This window comes from Rhizobium sp. C1 (assembly GCF_021026335.1).
Taxonomy (GTDB): Bacteria; Pseudomonadota; Alphaproteobacteria; order Rhizobiales; family Rhizobiaceae; genus Ensifer_A.
This window is the reverse complement of sequence record NZ_JAJNCY010000001.1, coordinates 938,587-953,390: the sequence shown is the minus strand read 5'-3', so window position 1 is coordinate 953,390 and position 14,804 is coordinate 938,587. Positions and strand designations below refer to the sequence as shown.

Below are 14,804 nucleotides of genomic sequence, written 5' to 3'. Positions count from 1 at the left end.
CGGGAGGAAAGAGCGTGAACTGGTTCTTTGGCTTTGCTGTCTATTTCATCATCTGGTGGCTGACCCTGTTCCTGATCCTGCCCTTCGGCTTCCGCAGCCAGCAAGAGGAAGGCCAGCGTGTGCTCGGGACCGTGGCAAGCGCGCCGGCCCATCATCGCGCTTGGCGAACCTTCCTGCTGACGACGATCGTGGCGGCTGCCATCTTCGCCGGCTGGTTCGTGGTCTCGATGTATTTCGGCTTTACCTTCGATTCCATTCCGCAGTTTTACCCGGATTACCGATCGCTTTGAGCGCTTCATCGCTGCCCCATAGCAAGTCCTGCAGGCTTGGGTCCGACGTCACATGTCTGGACAATGACGGAAAGCTGCGAAGCGCGCGCCTTGGGGGCAACGCAGTTTCTCTTTGTCTGTGCGGGCGAATGAAAGCAAAAAAAAACAAGGCCTTTTGAGCCTTGTTTCCAAATTCTTCGCGTGACCCTTAGCCGTTTCCGGCGGCAGCGACAGAGCGCGCCTACGATCTGATCCTCCCAAGACTTGACCGCGAAATTAGCAGAGTTTCTTCATCTCTGCCTGTTTTGTAGGCTGAAACTAGCGAATAGATTGCGCCTTGTCATCAGGTTTTTTTGCATTTTTGACACAGTTGTCAGGATTTTTGCTATTGACAACGAAATTTCACATTCCCGTCATGCGCGTCTTGCCGTTACGTAAGATGCCGCAATCGGATGTCCCCTTGTGTACGATCGGGCGGAGCTGAGGCTGGCGGGTTTTCATCCGGCCCGGAAGCGTTTAAGAACGCTTCGAATTCGACAACAGCAAGCCCGATTCTCCAGCTTTTGGAGATGACTTTTCGTCTGGAAACCGTCATGCGTCTCTCCCGTTTCTTTCTGCCCATTCTCAAGGAAAATCCCAAGGAGGCCGAAATCGTCTCCCATCGCCTGATGCTGCGCTCGGCGATGATCCGTCAGCAGTCCGCAGGCATCTACTCCTGGTTGCCGCTCGGCAAGCGTGTGCTGGACAAGGTCTGCAGGATTGTTCGCGAAGAGCAGAACCGCGCTGGCGCGATCGAGCTTCTGATGCCCACTTTGCAGTCAGCTGAGCTCTGGCAGGAAAGTGGTCGTTATGATGACTACGGCAAGGAAATGCTACGCATCAAGGATCGTCAGGACCGTGCGATGCTCTACGGCCCCACGAACGAGGAAATGATCACCGACATTTTCCGCTCGTATATCAAGTCGTACAAGCATCTGCCGCTGAACCTCTATCACATCCAGCTGAAGTTCCGCGACGAGATCCGTCCGCGCTTCGGCACGATGCGCTCGCGCGAATTCCTGATGAAGGACGCGTACTCCTTCGATCTGACGAAGGAAGGCGCGATCCATTCCTACAACAAGATGTTCGCCGCCTATCTGCGCACCTTCGCGCGTCTGGGCCTGCGTGCTATCCCGATGCGTGCGGATACCGGTCCCATTGGCGGCAACCACAGCCACGAGTTCATCATTCTGGCCGAAACCGGCGAATCGGAAGTCTTCTGCCACAAGAACTTCGTCAATTTCGATATTCCCGCCGAAAACACCGATTTCGACGACGTGGCGGCACTGCAGGGTATCTTCGACCAATGGACCTCGGCCTATGCCGCAACGTCCGAAATGCATGACGCAGCGGAATTCGACGCTATTGCTGAAGGCGATCGTCTTTCGGCCCGTGGCATCGAAGTCGGCCACATATTCTATTTCGGTACAAAATATTCCGATCCGATGGGCGCAAAGGTGCTTGGTCCGGATGGCAAGGAACATGCTGTCCACATGGGCTCGTACGGGATCGGCCCCACCCGCCTCGTTCCCGCCATCATCGAAGCCTCCCATGACGACAACGGAATCATCTGGCCGCGGTCCATTGCCCCCTTCGATGCGATGATCATCAACATGAAAAGTGGTGACGCCGCCTGCGACGAGGCCTCTTCGCGCATTTACGAAAGCCTCGCGAATGCCGGGAAGGACATACTGCTGGATGACACGGACGAACGGGCGGGCTCGAAATTCGCAACGGCTGATCTCATCGGCGTTCCGGATCAGGTCATTGTTGGCCCTCGCTCGGTCGCCAGTGGCGAAGTGGAATTGAAGGATCGCAAGACCGGCGAGCGTCAGACACTGACGATCGAGGCGGCGATCAACAAACTCATCGGCTGACAGTCGATACGGAGACGACATGGCGAAAGGCGATAGCGGCGCAAGCGCAACGGCAAACCGGATCACCAAAACGGGGCCGTTTTCCGCCTTCGAACGCATGGTGGCCTGGCGCTATCTCCGCGCCCGGCGCAAGGAAGCGTTCATTTCCGTGATCGCCGGCTTTTCCTTCGTCGGCATCATGCTGGGCGTCGCCACCCTCATCATCGTCATGGCGGTGATGAACGGCTTCCGCACCGAACTGATCTCCCGCATTCTGGGCGTCAACGGGCATATGATCATTCAGCCCGTTGATACGCCTCTCAGCAACTACAATGATCTGGCGAAGAAATTCTCTGCCGTGCCCGGGGTGAAGATGGCCATTCCGCTGGTCGAGGGCGAGACGCTGGCTTCCGGCAAGAACGGCGCGGGGTCCGGTGCGCTGGTGCGAGGCATCCGCGCCGAAGATATCACCAAGCTGAAATATGTCGCTAATAACATCAAGGCAGGGGACCTCGTCGGCTTTGCGTCCGGCGACGGAATCGCCATCGGCTCCAGGCTCGCCGCCACGCTCGGAGTGAGTGCAGGCGATACCGTGACCCTTATATCACCGGAAGGTGACGTGACGCCGATGGGCGTCAACCCGCGTGTGAAATCCTACAAGGTGGCGGCGGTTTTCGAGATCGGCATGTCGGAATATGACTCCAGCATCATCTTCATGCCGCTGGAGCAGGCGCAGCTCTATTTCAACTCGGAAGGTATCGTTCAGTCGATCGAACTCTTCGTCGACAATCCCGATAAGATCGATGAATTGCGGGAGCCGGTCGAAAAGGCGGCGGGGCGTCAGATCTTTATCACCGACTGGAGACAACGGAACTCGACCTTCTTTTCTGCTCTGCAGGTCGAGCGAAACGTGATGTTCATGATCCTGACGCTGATCGTGCTGGTGGCGGCTCTCAATATCATTTCCGGCCTGATCATGCTGGTGAAGGACAAGGGGCACGATATCGCCATCCTGCGAACGATGGGCGCAACCTCCGGCTCTGTCATGCGCATTTTCTTCATGACGGGGGCAGCGATCGGCACTGCGGGCACATTTGCCGGCGTCATTCTCGGCGTTGTCGTGTGTCTCAATATCGAGCGGATCCGGCAGTTTTTCTCCTGGCTGTCCGGCACGACGCTTTTCAATCCCGAACTTTATTTCCTGAGCCAGCTGCCGGCCCAAATGAATCTTGGAGAGACATTGTCGGTCATCGCCATGGCATTGGCGCTGTCCTTTCTGGCGACGATTTTCCCGGCCTGGCGCGCCGCCAAGCTGGATCCCGTCCAGGCGCTGAGATACGAATAAGAAGGTCCCAAACCCGATGAAGCAGCAAGCAGTCCTGGAACTGAAGAATATTCGGCGCAGCTACGGGCAGGGCGATCAGGAGCTTTCGATCCTGAAAGGGGCCAATTTCACGCTTCGCAGCGGGGAGACCGTGGCGCTCGTTGCGCCCTCCGGCACCGGCAAGTCGACGCTTCTACACATTGCGGGCCTGCTTGAACGTCCCAGCGAGGGCGATGTCATGGTGGGCGGCCATTCCTGCGCAGACATGTCTGACGACGAGCGCACCGCCGTGCGGCGCGCCGAGATCGGCTTCGTCTACCAGTTCCATCATCTCCTGCCCGAGTTCAGCGCGCTGGAAAACATCATGATGCCGCAGCTGATTGCGGGACTCTCGCGCAAGGATGCCGCCGAGCGCGCCGAACAGCTGCTCGCCTATATGCGCATCGGCCATCGCGGCACCCATCGTCCTGCCGAGCTTTCCGGCGGCGAACAGCAGCGCGTTGCGATCGCTCGTGCGGTTGCCAACGCACCGCAGATTCTGCTTGCAGACGAACCGACCGGCAATCTCGACCCCGACACGGCCGGTTATGTTTTCGATGCGCTGACGGCACTCGTCCGTCAATCAGGTCTTGCGGCCATGATCGCGACCCACAATCACGAGCTCGCCTCCATGATGGATCGCCGCATCACCCTTGATGAGGGCAGGGTTCTGGAGTTCTGAGCCTCGGCTCGACTTTCCAATTTTCCACCTTATATCCGCCGGCCGCCGTACGGCCCCCCCAAAAAAAAGCGGCGGATTCTTCCGTGATCTCAGTCACTTCCGAAAATCTTCGGCAGGGGCGCTTGACTCTTTGAACATAATGAGAACATAGTATGAACATAAGTGGAAAGGAGCCCGCTATGACTGACATCCTTCGTGATATCGCCGCATTCGCATCCATGACCATGTTCGTCGCCACCATGTCTCTCATCCTCATGGCCATGTGATTTTCGGGGACGCTGCCGCCCCGTCCGGCATTACGGCTGGACAGGACACCTCCTGATTTCCCACAATGCATTCTTGATTCAGGACATGGAGAATGAGCGATGGGCGATCTGGCGACAGGTAAGCCGGCAGCGGTGGAAACTTCGGGACCGAAAGCCGGGCCCGGTTTCGTGCACCTTCGTGTGCACTCCGCCTATTCGCTTCTCGAAGGGGCTTTGCCTCTCAAGAAAATCCTGTCGATCGCCGCTGCCGACGAGCAGCCGGCGATCGCAATCACCGACACCAACAATCTCTTCGTCGCGCTCGAATTTGCGCAGAAGGCAATTTATGACGGTATCCAGCCGATTATTGGCTGTCAGATGTCGATCGACATGCAGGACGCGACGGAGAATGACCGCCGTAGCGGTGTCCAGGCTTCGCTGACGAGATTGCCGTCGCTCATCCTGCTTGCCTCGACCGAGGCGGGGTACGACCGGCTGATGGAACTGGTGAGCCGCGCCTATCTCGATGGCGAAGGCAACCAGGCTGCTCGAATCCGGTTGTCTTGGCTGGAGGAGGGGACTGACGGATTGATCGCCTTGACGGGGGCGTCGACCGGGCCCATCGACATGGCCCTTAAGGAAGGACACGCGCCTCTGGCAGAGCAGCGGCTTCTGGCATTGTCGCAGCTGTTTCCGGAACGTCTTTATATCGAGTTGCAGCGGCAGGAAGGCTATAGCCGTCGGCACGAGCAGAAGATGGTCGATCTGGCCTATCGGCATGATCTGCCGCTGGTTGCGACCAACGAAGCCTTCTTTCCTGCTCGCAAAGACTTCGACGCCCATGATGCGTTGATGGCGGTGGCCCACAACGCCATGGTCTCGGACGACAATCGCTTTCGCCTGACGCAGGATCACTATCTGAAAAGCCGCGCTGAAATGTGTGCGCTTTTCGCCGATCTGCCGGAAGCCCTGGAGAACTCGGTCGAGATCGCGAAGCGCTGTTCCTTCATCCTTCAGACCCGCAAGCCGATCCTGCCGCGCTTCACCGGCGCGACGGACGACGCGGAAGAGGCCGAGCGGGCGGAATCGGCGGAATTGAAGCGGCAGGCTATTGAGGGTCTTGCCATGCGCCTCGATACACTTGGAATGGCGCCAGGCTATACGCGCGAGGAGTACGAGGAACGACTGGCCTTCGAACTCAGCATCATCGAGCGCATGAAGTTTCCCGGCTACTTCCTGATCGTTGCCGACTTCATCAAGTGGGCTAAACAACATGATATTCCGGTCGGTCCGGGCCGTGGTTCGGGTGCCGGTTCACTTGTGGCCTATGCGCTGACGATTACCGACGTCGATCCGCTCCGTTTCTCGCTTCTCTTCGAACGCTTCCTCAACCCGGAACGCGTCTCGATGCCCGACTTCGATATCGACTTCTGCCAGGACCGGCGCGAAGAGGTTATTCGCTACGTCCAGCAGAAATACGGCCGCGAGCAGGTGGCCCAGATCATCACCTTTGGGTCGCTTCAGGCGCGCGCCGCCCTTCGAGACGTCGGTCGTGTCCTCGAAATGTCCTACGGTCAGGTCGACAGGATCTGCAAGCTGGTGCCGAACAATCCGGCCAATCCTACGCCACTTTCCAAGGCGATCGAGGAGGAGCCCAAGTTTCAGGAAGAGGCCGATCGCGAGCCCGTTGTCGCGCGCCTGCTCGATATCGCACAGAAGATCGAAGGCCTTTACCGCCACGCCTCGACGCATGCCGCCGGCATCGTGATCGGGGACCGGCCGCTTTCGCGCCTTGTACCGATGTATCGCGATCCCCGCTCCGACATGCCCGTCACCCAGTTCAACATGAAATGGGTCGAGCAGGCCGGTCTGGTGAAATTCGACTTCCTCGGCCTGAAGACGCTGACGGTGTTGAAGACGGCCGTGGATTTCGTCGCCAAGCGCGGCATATCGGTCGATCTCGCGGCTCTGCCGCTGGATGACAAGCCGACTTACGACATGCTCTCGCGCGGCGAGACGGTGGGTGTGTTCCAGGTTGAAAGTGCCGGGATGCGCAAGGCGTTGATCGGCATGCGCCCCGACTGCATCGAGGACATTATCGCACTGGTGGCGCTTTATCGTCCCGGTCCGATGGAGAATATCCCGGTCTATAACGCCCGTAAGCATGGCGAGGAGGAAATCGAATCGATCCATCCGAAGATCGACCATCTGCTCAAGGAGACGCAGGGCGTTATCGTCTACCAGGAGCAGGTGATGCAGATCGCCCAGGTTCTGTCCGGCTATTCGCTCGGCGAAGCCGACCTTCTGCGCCGCGCCATGGGCAAGAAGATCAAGGAGGAGATGGACAAACAGCGGGCGCGCTTTGTGGACGGCGCGGTCAAGAACGGCGTGTCCAAGGCGCAGGCCGATATCATCTTCGATCTTCTGGCGAAATTCGCCAACTACGGCTTCAACAAGTCGCACGCCGCAGCATACGCGATCGTCTCCTACCAAACCGCCTACATGAAGGCGCATTACCCGGTCGAGTTCCTGGCCGCGTCCATGACTCTCGACATGCAGAACACCGAAAAGGTCAATGACTTCCGCCAGGATGCGCGCCGCCTCGGCATCGAGGTTGTGCCCCCATCGGTTCAGACCTCGTTCCGCCATTTCGAAACGGGCGAAAATCGCATCTATTATTCGCTGGCGGCTCTGAAGGGTGTGGGGGAAGCGGTTGTCGATCACATCGTCGCGGTCCGCGGCGAGAAGCCTTTCGCGTCACTGGAAGATTTCTGCCTGCGCATCGACGCCAAGCTTGTGAACCGGCGCGTTCTGGAAAGCCTGATCCATGGCGGTGCATTCGATTGCTTCGGTCATGACCGCGCGGTTCTTGCCGCCGGGATTGACCGGATCATCGGCTATGCCCAGCGCGAGAGCGAAAACCGTGCGAGCGGTCAGAGCGATATGTTCGGTGGCGGGGCCGGGGGAGAGGAGAAGCTGAGCTTCCCGAGCGTCACGCCTTGGCTTCCTTCCGAACGGCTTCTGCGGGAGTTTCAGGTTCTCGGCTTCTACCTTTCGGCACACCCGCTGGATTCCTATGCGGAGGTCTTGGCCAAGATGCGCGTCCAGAATTTCGCTGACTTCGCCGCCGCGGTAAAGCAGGGGGCGAGTGCGGGGCGTCTGGCCGGAACGGTGACGTCAAAGCAGGAGCGCAAGACGCGTACCGGCAACAAGATGGGCATCGTGAACTTCTCCGATGCTTCCGGCCAGTTTGAGGCCGTGATGTTTTCCGAGACCCTCAACCAGTATCGCGACGTTCTGGAAGCCGGCAAATCCTTCGTCATGACGGTCGCCGCCGACGAACGTCCTGAGGGCATCGGCCTTCGCATCCAGACGCTGAATTCTCTGGAGGAGAAATCCGTCCAGATGCAGAAGGCGCTACGTGTCTATGTCCGCGACAGCGGCCCGTTGAAGGCGGTTGCGCCGCATCTGAATGCAAAGGGAGATGGCCTCGTCTCCTTCATCGTCATCAAGGAGGCGGGCAGGCGGGAGATCGAGGTGGAGTTGCCCGGCCGTTACCGGATTTCGCCCGAGATCGCCGCAGCGCTCAAGGCGGCGCCCGGGATCCTGGATGTCGAATTGGTCTGACGGCGGGCGATTTCCGGCGCGGCTTGAACCTTGTCGGTCGGCTCGGTCAGCGTAATGAAGTTGGTGCCGAGGCCGGTCTCGCTCAGGCTCTCGACATCGGTCACGGTGATCGAGGAGCCTTCGCCGAGCAGTTCTCCAAGCTTTAGCCTGGCCTCTTCGCTCATATGGACACGGTCTAGGGCATTGGCGACCGAGTCTTCGGCACCTGCATCCGCATCCTCGGTGATACCGAGACGCTTCTTCGCGGCATCGGGAATTCGGTTGGAGAGGGTGAAGCCATACCATTCGGCAAAGCCTGTGCGGGGGTCCACGTTGCGGGCTTCGATGAAATGCGTCCCGAGCGCCTTCGGTTCGTTATCAATGGTGACCGGCGCGCGGTAAATTTCAGCAAAGTTCCGCCGGACCACGAGGATCCCGTTTTGGGGTAGTGGTCGGCCGGCTTTTGCAAACAGTGCCGCCACCAGAGCGTCATCCGCCATCACGCCGTCGGGCAGGCCGTTATCCTTGCGGAATTTGGCGATGGCCGCATTGGTCTGCGTTCCCGCAGCACCGTCCACGACGCCGGCGTCATAACCGAACTGGTTGAGCAACGCCTGTACCTCGGGCATGACGCTGCGATGGTCTGCGCGCGTGATCAGCACGTAGATCGGCTCGCGCGGCTTGTCAGGTCGCATGGTCATCTTCGATTGCGAGGCCGCATCATTCATGGCCAGTTCGGTGCCGGGAACAAGGTTCTGCGCCGACACCGGCGTCATGGCCACGTCACTCATGAAGGCCGGGCCAACAGGGGAAACAGCGGGGCGCGGCAGCATGGCGCTGCGAACGCGCTCCGGCGTGACCGGCGCGTCCGTGATGATGACATGTGCCCCGCGCTCCGTCATCTTGTAGAGTTCCTGCGCAAAGGCGGCAGGCATGCGCACGCAGCCATGCGAGGCAGGGTAATTCGGAACACTGTTGGATTCGTGCAGCGCCACGCCCGACCACGTAATGCGCTGCATCCACGGCATCGGCGCGTCGGAATATTTGTTCGAGCGATGAAATTTCTGCTTTTCCAGGACGGAAAAAATGCCGGTCGGCGTGTCGTGACCAGGCTTGCCGGTCGAAACCTTCGACGTCGCGACGACTTTGTCGCCGTCATAGACTTTCAGCGACTGCAGGTTCCGCGAAACCAGAATCTGGAGGACCTGTCCATCACCCGCCACCGCCTGTGTGGCGCTCAGGATCGCCATGACAAAACCAATGGAGAGAGTACGGCCGTTGAGCATGGCAGATGTCCGAAATCTTGAGGGAAGCTAAATTTTATCCCTCAGTTCTTAATGAATGCTGTCTTTGGCGCGGAGATTTTCAGCGCGAGCGCTCATCTGTCGGGCGAAATGTATAGCCGGTCTCGACGCTGCGATTGCCAAACTTGTCCCGCAGCGCGTCGATGGCCGCTTCGGCCTTGGCACGCCGTGCCGCTTGCTCGTCTATGAGGTCCATGGGGTCTGCGAGCGTGGCCTGGCCGAGCGAGGTCACGCCGATGCCGATCAGGCGGAACTTCGTGCTTCCCGCTTCCTTTTCGAGCAGGGAAAGGCCGGTTCGGAAAATGCGGTCCGCCAGCTGGGTCGGGTTGTCGAGGCTGAAACTGCGGGTTCGGGACTTGAAGTCCTGGGTCTTCAGTTTGAGAACGACCGTCTGCCCGGCAACACCGCTCCGCTTCAGACGCCGCGAGACCTTTTCGGACAGGGCTCGCAAATGTCCAGTCAACGTTTCAAGATCGGCGATATCCTCGGAAAACGTCGTCTCCGCCGAAATGCTTTTGGCGTCGCCGTCGCTATGCACCTGCCGGTCGTCCAGCCCTTGTGACAGCTTGAAGAGCCGCTGACCCATCGTGCCATACCGCCGCATCAAGGCGGCTTCGTCCATCTGCTGCAATTGCCCGATCTCGCGAATTCCGTCCTGAGCGAGCTTTTCCGCGAAGGCCCGGCCGACGCCCCATATCAGCGTCACCGGCTTGGGCGCCAGGAAGGACAGGGCCTCCTCCCGCCCGATGACGCTGAAGCCCCGCGGCTTGCGCATGTCGGAGGCAACCTTGGCCAGGAATTTGCAATAGGAAAGCCCGACAGAGACCGTCACCCCAACCTCGTCCTCCACGCGTTGCGCGAAGCGTGCCAGGAGCCGGGCAGGGGGCTCGTGATGGTGGATCAGCTCTGTCCCCTTCAGATCGAGAAACGCCTCGTCGATGGAAAGCGGTTCGACTAGCGGGGTCAGGTCCTGCATCATCTGGCGGATTTGCCGGCCCACGCGGCTATATTTCTCCATGTCCGGCTTGATGACGACCGCGTCCGGACAGGCCTCCAACGCTTTGAACATCGGCATCGCCGAGCGCACGCCGCGTATGCGTGCAATGTAACAGCAGGTCGAAACGACGCCGCGTTTGCCGCCGCCGACGATGACGGGCTTGTCGGCGAGATCCGGGTTGTCGCGCTTCTCGACGCTGGCATAGAAGGCATCGCAGTCGATATGGGCGAGATGCAGATCGTTCAGTTCCCCGTGCCTGACCAGACGCGGGCTCCCGCAGGCCTTGCAACGCTCCGCCCGGCCTGTGATCGGCTGGAAGCAGTCACGGCAAAAGCCTGGCAGGATGGTGTCGCCCGTCATGAGTCTCTGGAACAAAAATTGAACATCGCGACGTTAGGCGAAATCGCGACGGCGCTCAAGCGCCAAAGCCGCCCGAGAAATGCGTCCTGATGATGGGCGACGCCTCGGCCCAGTCACGCACGATACGTGCCGCTTCCGGCGGTTTCGGCCCCATGGCATGAACGGCGGATGGTGGCGCAAGGCTGAGGAGCAGACAGTCGGGGATATGCTCGGAGACCGAGGCAAGGTTATGCGACATGTCGTCAACGAAAACGACGGGTGCGGTCTGCTCCGCGCGGATCATGGAGGCGATCGGGCCCTTGGCTGTTTCCACTGCGACCATCGGGAAATTGAGCCCCAGCGCATCAAGATGCAGCCGCCGCGCTGCGGTGAACTTGGGAGGCATGGCCGTCAGGAAAACAATGTCGGCCTCTTCCGCCAGCAAGGGAAGCGCGGTCAGAACGTGTTCGAACGGCTTCTGCCAGATGTGCTGCTCCTCGAAGAAGTCGTGCAGCGACTGCCTGACATCCTCCTCGCTGACAGGCGTCTCGTCTTCGAGGCGCACGATATTGCCTGTGAGGCGGAAGGAGCGCGGAACGAATTTGAGGCCGCGCGACTGCAGGAAGCGCTCATAGGGCTCGATGAATTCGAGGATCACATCGTCGACATCGCTGATGATCAGCGGCCGCCCGGTAAGGCGGATATGGCTGAGGTCCGTCATGTCAGGCCCCCGTGCCGCCGTAATAGGGCCCGCTCAAGGCTTGCCATGCGGCCGCGATGGACGCCGGAGGAATGCCTGAATGGGCGCTGAAGGCCATCAGGCTCGGCTCATGCGCCATAACAAACTCCATGAGGGCGGCGGAAAAGCCGGGCGAACGGGAGAACTGGCGAAGCGAGGAGGCTTCCAGCCCGCTCAGTGACAGGAAACGCGTCAGCATGTCGGGTTCTTCGCCGAGCCAGGCGAGGATGGCGACCGCAATCTCCTCCGGTTGATGTGCCGGACCGGCATTCTTGGCGGGTTTGAGATGCATGGGCGACCCCGGGTTACGAATTATTCAAACAAATCTGAGTAATGTTCCGAGGAACAACTTCAGGAATCGTGGCGTTCGCGATGGACAAGACGATTCTACCGCATGCGTGCGGCGGCGGAAACAGTTTCTCGCGCCTTCTGCAAGGAATGCGATGTGCTTTATCGGCCGGGGCAGACGCCGCCGTCTGCTGGTGTGAAGTTTGAATGGAAGGCGACGGATAGAAGCATGGTCAAACGCGTGATGATCGTCGAGGATAACGAGCTCAACATGAAGCTCTTCCGCGATCTTATCGAGGCATCGGGATATCAGACGATCCAGACCCGCAACGGCATGGAAGCGCTTGATCTTGCCCGTCAGCACAAGCCCGACCTGATTCTGATGGATATTCAACTTCCGGAAGTCTCTGGTCTTGATGTCACGCGCTGGCTGAAGGAAGACCCGGAATTGCACACCATCCCGGTCATTGCCGTCACCGCCTTCGCCATGAAGGGCGACGAGGAGCGGATCAGGCAGGGCGGCTGCGAGGCCTATGTCTCCAAGCCCATCTCGGTGCCGAAATTCATCGAGACCATCAAGACTTATCTCGGCGACGCCTGAAGGGGTAGACATGACGGCCCGTATTCTTGTCGTTGACGATATTCCGGCGAATGTGAAAATGCTGGAGGCCCGTTTGTTGGCCGAGTATTTCGACGTGATTACGGCCGAGAATGGCTTTGCCGCACTTGATCTCTGTGAAAAGACGCAGGTGGATCTGATCCTTCTCGACATCATGATGCCCGGCATTGACGGCTTTACCGTTTGCGAACGGCTGAAGGCAAACGCCAAGACGGCGCATATCCCGGTTGTCATGGTCACCGCGCTCGATCAGCCGTCCGACCGGGTGCGAGGGCTGAAGGCCGGAGCCGACGATTTTCTGACCAAGCCGGTCAACGATCTGCAGCTCATGTCCCGCGTCAAGAGCCTGCTCCGCCTGAAGGCCCTTTCAGACGAACTCCGAGTCCGTCTGGAAACGGCCCGCAAGTTCGGCATGGTGGGAGAGGAGACGGTGGCTGAAGGCGACGCGAGCGAGCCGGGTCAGGTTCTGCTTGTCGACCCGCGCGCATCCTCGCAGGATCGCATCTCCAAGTCATTGCGGCCGATCGCCGACGTGACGGCCATCTCGGATGCCCAGGCGGCGCTCTTCTACGCCGCTGAAAATCCTACCGAATTGGTGATCGTAAACTCAAACCTGGAGGATTACGATCCGTTGCGCCTGTGTTCCCAGCTGCGCTCACTGGAACGGACTCGCTTCATTCCCATCCTGCTGATTGCCGATCATGATACGGAAGGCCTCGTTGCCCGCGCGCTCGAACTGGGCGTGAACGACTACATCGTACGCCCGATCGATCCGAATGAACTCGTGGCGCGCAGCCTGACGCAAATCAGACGCAAGCGCTACAATGAGCAGCTGCGCGCCAGCGTCGAGCATACGATCGAACTGGCCGTGACTGATGGCCTGACCGGGTTAAGCAATCGCCGCTATCTCGACAATCATCTGAAGCTGCTTTTCGACCGCGCTCGTGTCCGCGGCAGGGCGCTTTCCGTCTGCCTGACGGATATAGACCGCTTCAAGTTGATCAACGACACTTACGGCCACGACGCTGGCGACGAAGTTCTCAAGGAACTTGCCGTCCGCATCCGTTCTACCGTGCGCGGAGCGGATCTCGCCTGCCGCTTTGGCGGTGAGGAATTTGTGGTTGTCATGCCGGACACCTCGCTGGACATGGCCGCGACGATAGCCGAGCGTCTGCGCAGCGCGATTGAAGGCAAGCCGTTCCGTCTCTCAGCCACCGGGCTGGAACTGAACGTCACAGCCTCGCTGGGAATTGCGTCTATTTCTGAAGCAATCCAGAATCCGGGCCAATTATTGAAGGCGGCGGATCAGGCGCTCTACGAGGCCAAGAATGCCGGTCGTAACCGTGTTGTCGCAGCCGCTGCCTAAGACTTTCCACAACTTTCGTGTCACGAGGATCTAAGGCTCCCGTAACGTAAGGCTACCATGTTGGAAAACCGCGGAACGTTCGACGTCTTTTTCGATGCGCGCTCCGCCTGCCGGCTTAAGCATATGTTTTATTGCGTTAATTTAGCCGGAGTAGATACGGTTCATTCCCTTGTGAATTACTCTCTCCAAATATAAAGATTGCAATCCATAACGAAATATCGACGTTTTTGAATGGTTTGCCGAGAGGAATCCTTGAGAAGATCCGCTTAAAATTAACCTTCAAATTATTGTCCGTCCCGCCCTAGTTAAGAAATCGTTGATTTTTTTTAAAAACCGGGCGATCTTTTCCTCAATGACGGATGTCACAAGACATTCAGTTGCCCCATGATGTCAGGTCCGCCGCATCTCCTGGGTCGTGGGGTTGGCTGACCAGCGCGCGGTCAGAGCGGTTTCCTCGTGCCGCCGCCGTCTGCTGGTCAGCCGCCGTCATTCAAAATCTTCGAAATCGGGTTTAATTGCTGTGCTGTCAGGCTTAAATGCTGATGATGCTCATGCGTCTATCGCGCTGGGATCGTGCTTGGCGTTGGCGCAGTTGCCGAGTCTGCAACACCCACGTCATCAGCAGTGACGCCACGCTCAAGATGTGCAGGGGCTTGAGCAGCCCCGCAAAAACAGAGAATCTGTTTCGGTGCCGGGGGTCGCATGGAAGGCAAAGGGAGAGCCGTATGGGCGCTTTCTTTTTGCCGGAAGCGCACCGTCCGTCTGAAACGCTCCAGGGGGTCGCACAAAATGAAACGGGGCCTTTCGGCCCCGATCTGAAACAGAATGGATCAAGCAGATTACTTGATCTTCGTTTCCTTGAACTCGACGTGCTTCTTGACGACCGGATCGTACTTCGTCTTCGTCATCTTGTCCGTCATGGTACGGCTGTTCTTCGTGGTGACGTAGAAGAAGCCCGTGTCGGCAGTCGACAGAAGCTTGATCTTGATGGTTGTTGCTTTCGCCATTTTTCAGTGCCTCAATAAAAAGCGTCGCCGAAGCGGTGTATCCGGCTTGGCGAAATCTGGCGCGAAACTACAAATCGCGCCCGAA

12 protein-coding genes are annotated in these 14,804 nt (G+C 58.9%); 7 read left to right on the top strand and 5 right to left on the bottom strand.

The window, feature by feature from the left end; genetic code table 11:
• Positions 1-14: 14 nt before the first annotated feature.
• The 5 genes from LQK83_RS04700 to dnaE all read left to right on the top strand — a co-directional run bounded on the left by LQK83_RS04700 (position 15) and on the right by dnaE (position 8,081).
• Entirely contained in the window at positions 15-290 is a 276-nt protein-coding gene (locus LQK83_RS04700; protein ID WP_230836087.1) for a DUF1467 family protein, read from the top strand.
• Between the two features lie 572 nt (positions 291-862).
• Positions 863-2,185: a proline--tRNA ligase gene (gene proS / locus LQK83_RS04695; RefSeq protein ID WP_230836086.1), complete on the top strand. Its 1,323-nt coding sequence runs from the start codon at positions 863-865 to the stop codon at positions 2,183-2,185.
• Positions 2,186-2,204: 19 nt separating this feature from the next.
• Positions 2,205-3,509 (top strand): lipoprotein-releasing ABC transporter permease subunit, encoded by a 1,305-nt coding sequence (locus tag LQK83_RS04690; protein WP_230836085.1) that lies wholly within the window; start codon positions 2,205-2,207, stop codon positions 3,507-3,509.
• A gap of 16 nt (positions 3,510-3,525) precedes the next feature.
• Positions 3,526-4,209 carry an ABC transporter ATP-binding protein gene (locus LQK83_RS04685; RefSeq protein ID WP_230836084.1) on the top strand — a complete coding sequence of 228 codons (684 nt, stop codon included), beginning with the start codon at positions 3,526-3,528 and terminating at the stop codon, positions 4,207-4,209.
• Positions 4,210-4,574: 365 nt separating this feature from the next.
• Complete coding sequence (gene dnaE, locus LQK83_RS04680; RefSeq protein ID WP_230836083.1) at positions 4,575-8,081, top strand: DNA polymerase III subunit alpha; 3,507 nt, start codon at positions 4,575-4,577, stop codon at positions 8,079-8,081.
• Here the strand turns inward: dnaE and LQK83_RS04675 are convergent.
• From LQK83_RS04675 to LQK83_RS04660, 4 genes are all read right to left on the bottom strand, one after another.
• On the bottom strand, positions 8,009-9,346 hold the full coding sequence (locus tag LQK83_RS04675; RefSeq protein WP_230836082.1) for a L,D-transpeptidase family protein: 1,338 nt from the start codon (positions 9,344-9,346) through the stop codon (positions 8,009-8,011). The two genes, dnaE and LQK83_RS04675, sit on opposite strands and share 73 nt — an antisense overlap.
• A 79-nt stretch (positions 9,347-9,425) precedes the next feature.
• A complete protein-coding gene (locus tag LQK83_RS04670) occupies positions 9,426-10,721 on the bottom strand; it encodes a DNA polymerase IV (protein ID WP_230836081.1) in 1,296 nt (431 codons plus the stop codon).
• Positions 10,722-10,776: 55 nt separating this feature from the next.
• On the bottom strand, positions 10,777-11,421 hold the full coding sequence (locus LQK83_RS04665) for a hypothetical protein (RefSeq protein WP_230836080.1): 645 nt from the start codon (positions 11,419-11,421) through the stop codon (positions 10,777-10,779).
• A 1-nt stretch (position 11,422) separates the two neighbouring features.
• Positions 11,423-11,731: a DUF3572 domain-containing protein gene (locus LQK83_RS04660; RefSeq protein WP_230836079.1), complete on the bottom strand. Its 309-nt coding sequence runs from the start codon at positions 11,729-11,731 to the stop codon at positions 11,423-11,425.
• 225 nt (positions 11,732-11,956) lie between these two features.
• Between LQK83_RS04660 and LQK83_RS04655 the strand changes: the two genes are divergently transcribed.
• The gene (locus tag LQK83_RS04655) at positions 11,957-12,328 is read left to right on the top strand and encodes a response regulator (RefSeq protein WP_230836078.1); all 372 of its coding nucleotides are present in this window, start codon (positions 11,957-11,959) and stop codon (positions 12,326-12,328) included.
• Positions 12,329-12,338: 10 nt separating this feature from the next.
• Positions 12,339-13,712 carry a PleD family two-component system response regulator gene (locus tag LQK83_RS04650; protein WP_230836077.1) on the top strand — a complete coding sequence of 458 codons (1,374 nt, stop codon included), beginning with the start codon at positions 12,339-12,341 and terminating at the stop codon, positions 13,710-13,712.
• 839 nt (positions 13,713-14,551) lie between these two features.
• On the opposite strand, the gene rpmG is transcribed toward LQK83_RS04650, so the two are convergent.
• A complete protein-coding gene (gene rpmG / locus LQK83_RS04645; protein ID WP_023512792.1) occupies positions 14,552-14,719 on the bottom strand; it encodes a 50S ribosomal protein L33 in 168 nt (55 codons plus the stop codon).
• Positions 14,720-14,804: the final 85 nt, after the last annotated feature.

Bases quoted from the DNA above. Each gene is read 5' to 3' on its own strand.
- LQK83_RS04675 (WP_230836082.1), bottom strand. From the start codon at position 9,346: ATGCTCAACGGCCGTACTCTCTCCATTGGTTTTGTCATGGCGATCCTG.
- proS (WP_230836086.1), top strand. From the start codon at position 863: ATGCGTCTCTCCCGTTTCTTTCTGCCCATTCTCAAGGAAAATCCCAAG.
- LQK83_RS04670 (WP_230836081.1), bottom strand. From the start codon at position 10,721: ATGACGGGCGACACCATCCTGCCAGGCTTTTGCCGTGACTGCTTCCAG.
- LQK83_RS04660 (WP_230836079.1), bottom strand. From the start codon at position 11,731: ATGCATCTCAAACCCGCCAAGAATGCCGGTCCGGCACATCAACCGGAG.
- LQK83_RS04685 (WP_230836084.1), top strand. From the start codon at position 3,526: ATGAAGCAGCAAGCAGTCCTGGAACTGAAGAATATTCGGCGCAGCTAC.
- rpmG (WP_023512792.1), bottom strand. From the start codon at position 14,719: ATGGCGAAAGCAACAACCATCAAGATCAAGCTTCTGTCGACTGCCGAC.
- dnaE (WP_230836083.1), top strand. From the start codon at position 4,575: ATGGGCGATCTGGCGACAGGTAAGCCGGCAGCGGTGGAAACTTCGGGA.
- LQK83_RS04650 (WP_230836077.1), top strand. From the start codon at position 12,339: ATGACGGCCCGTATTCTTGTCGTTGACGATATTCCGGCGAATGTGAAA.
- LQK83_RS04665 (WP_230836080.1), bottom strand. From the start codon at position 11,421: ATGACGGACCTCAGCCATATCCGCCTTACCGGGCGGCCGCTGATCATC.
- LQK83_RS04655 (WP_230836078.1), top strand. From the start codon at position 11,957: ATGGTCAAACGCGTGATGATCGTCGAGGATAACGAGCTCAACATGAAG.
- LQK83_RS04690 (WP_230836085.1), top strand. From the start codon at position 2,205: ATGGCGAAAGGCGATAGCGGCGCAAGCGCAACGGCAAACCGGATCACC.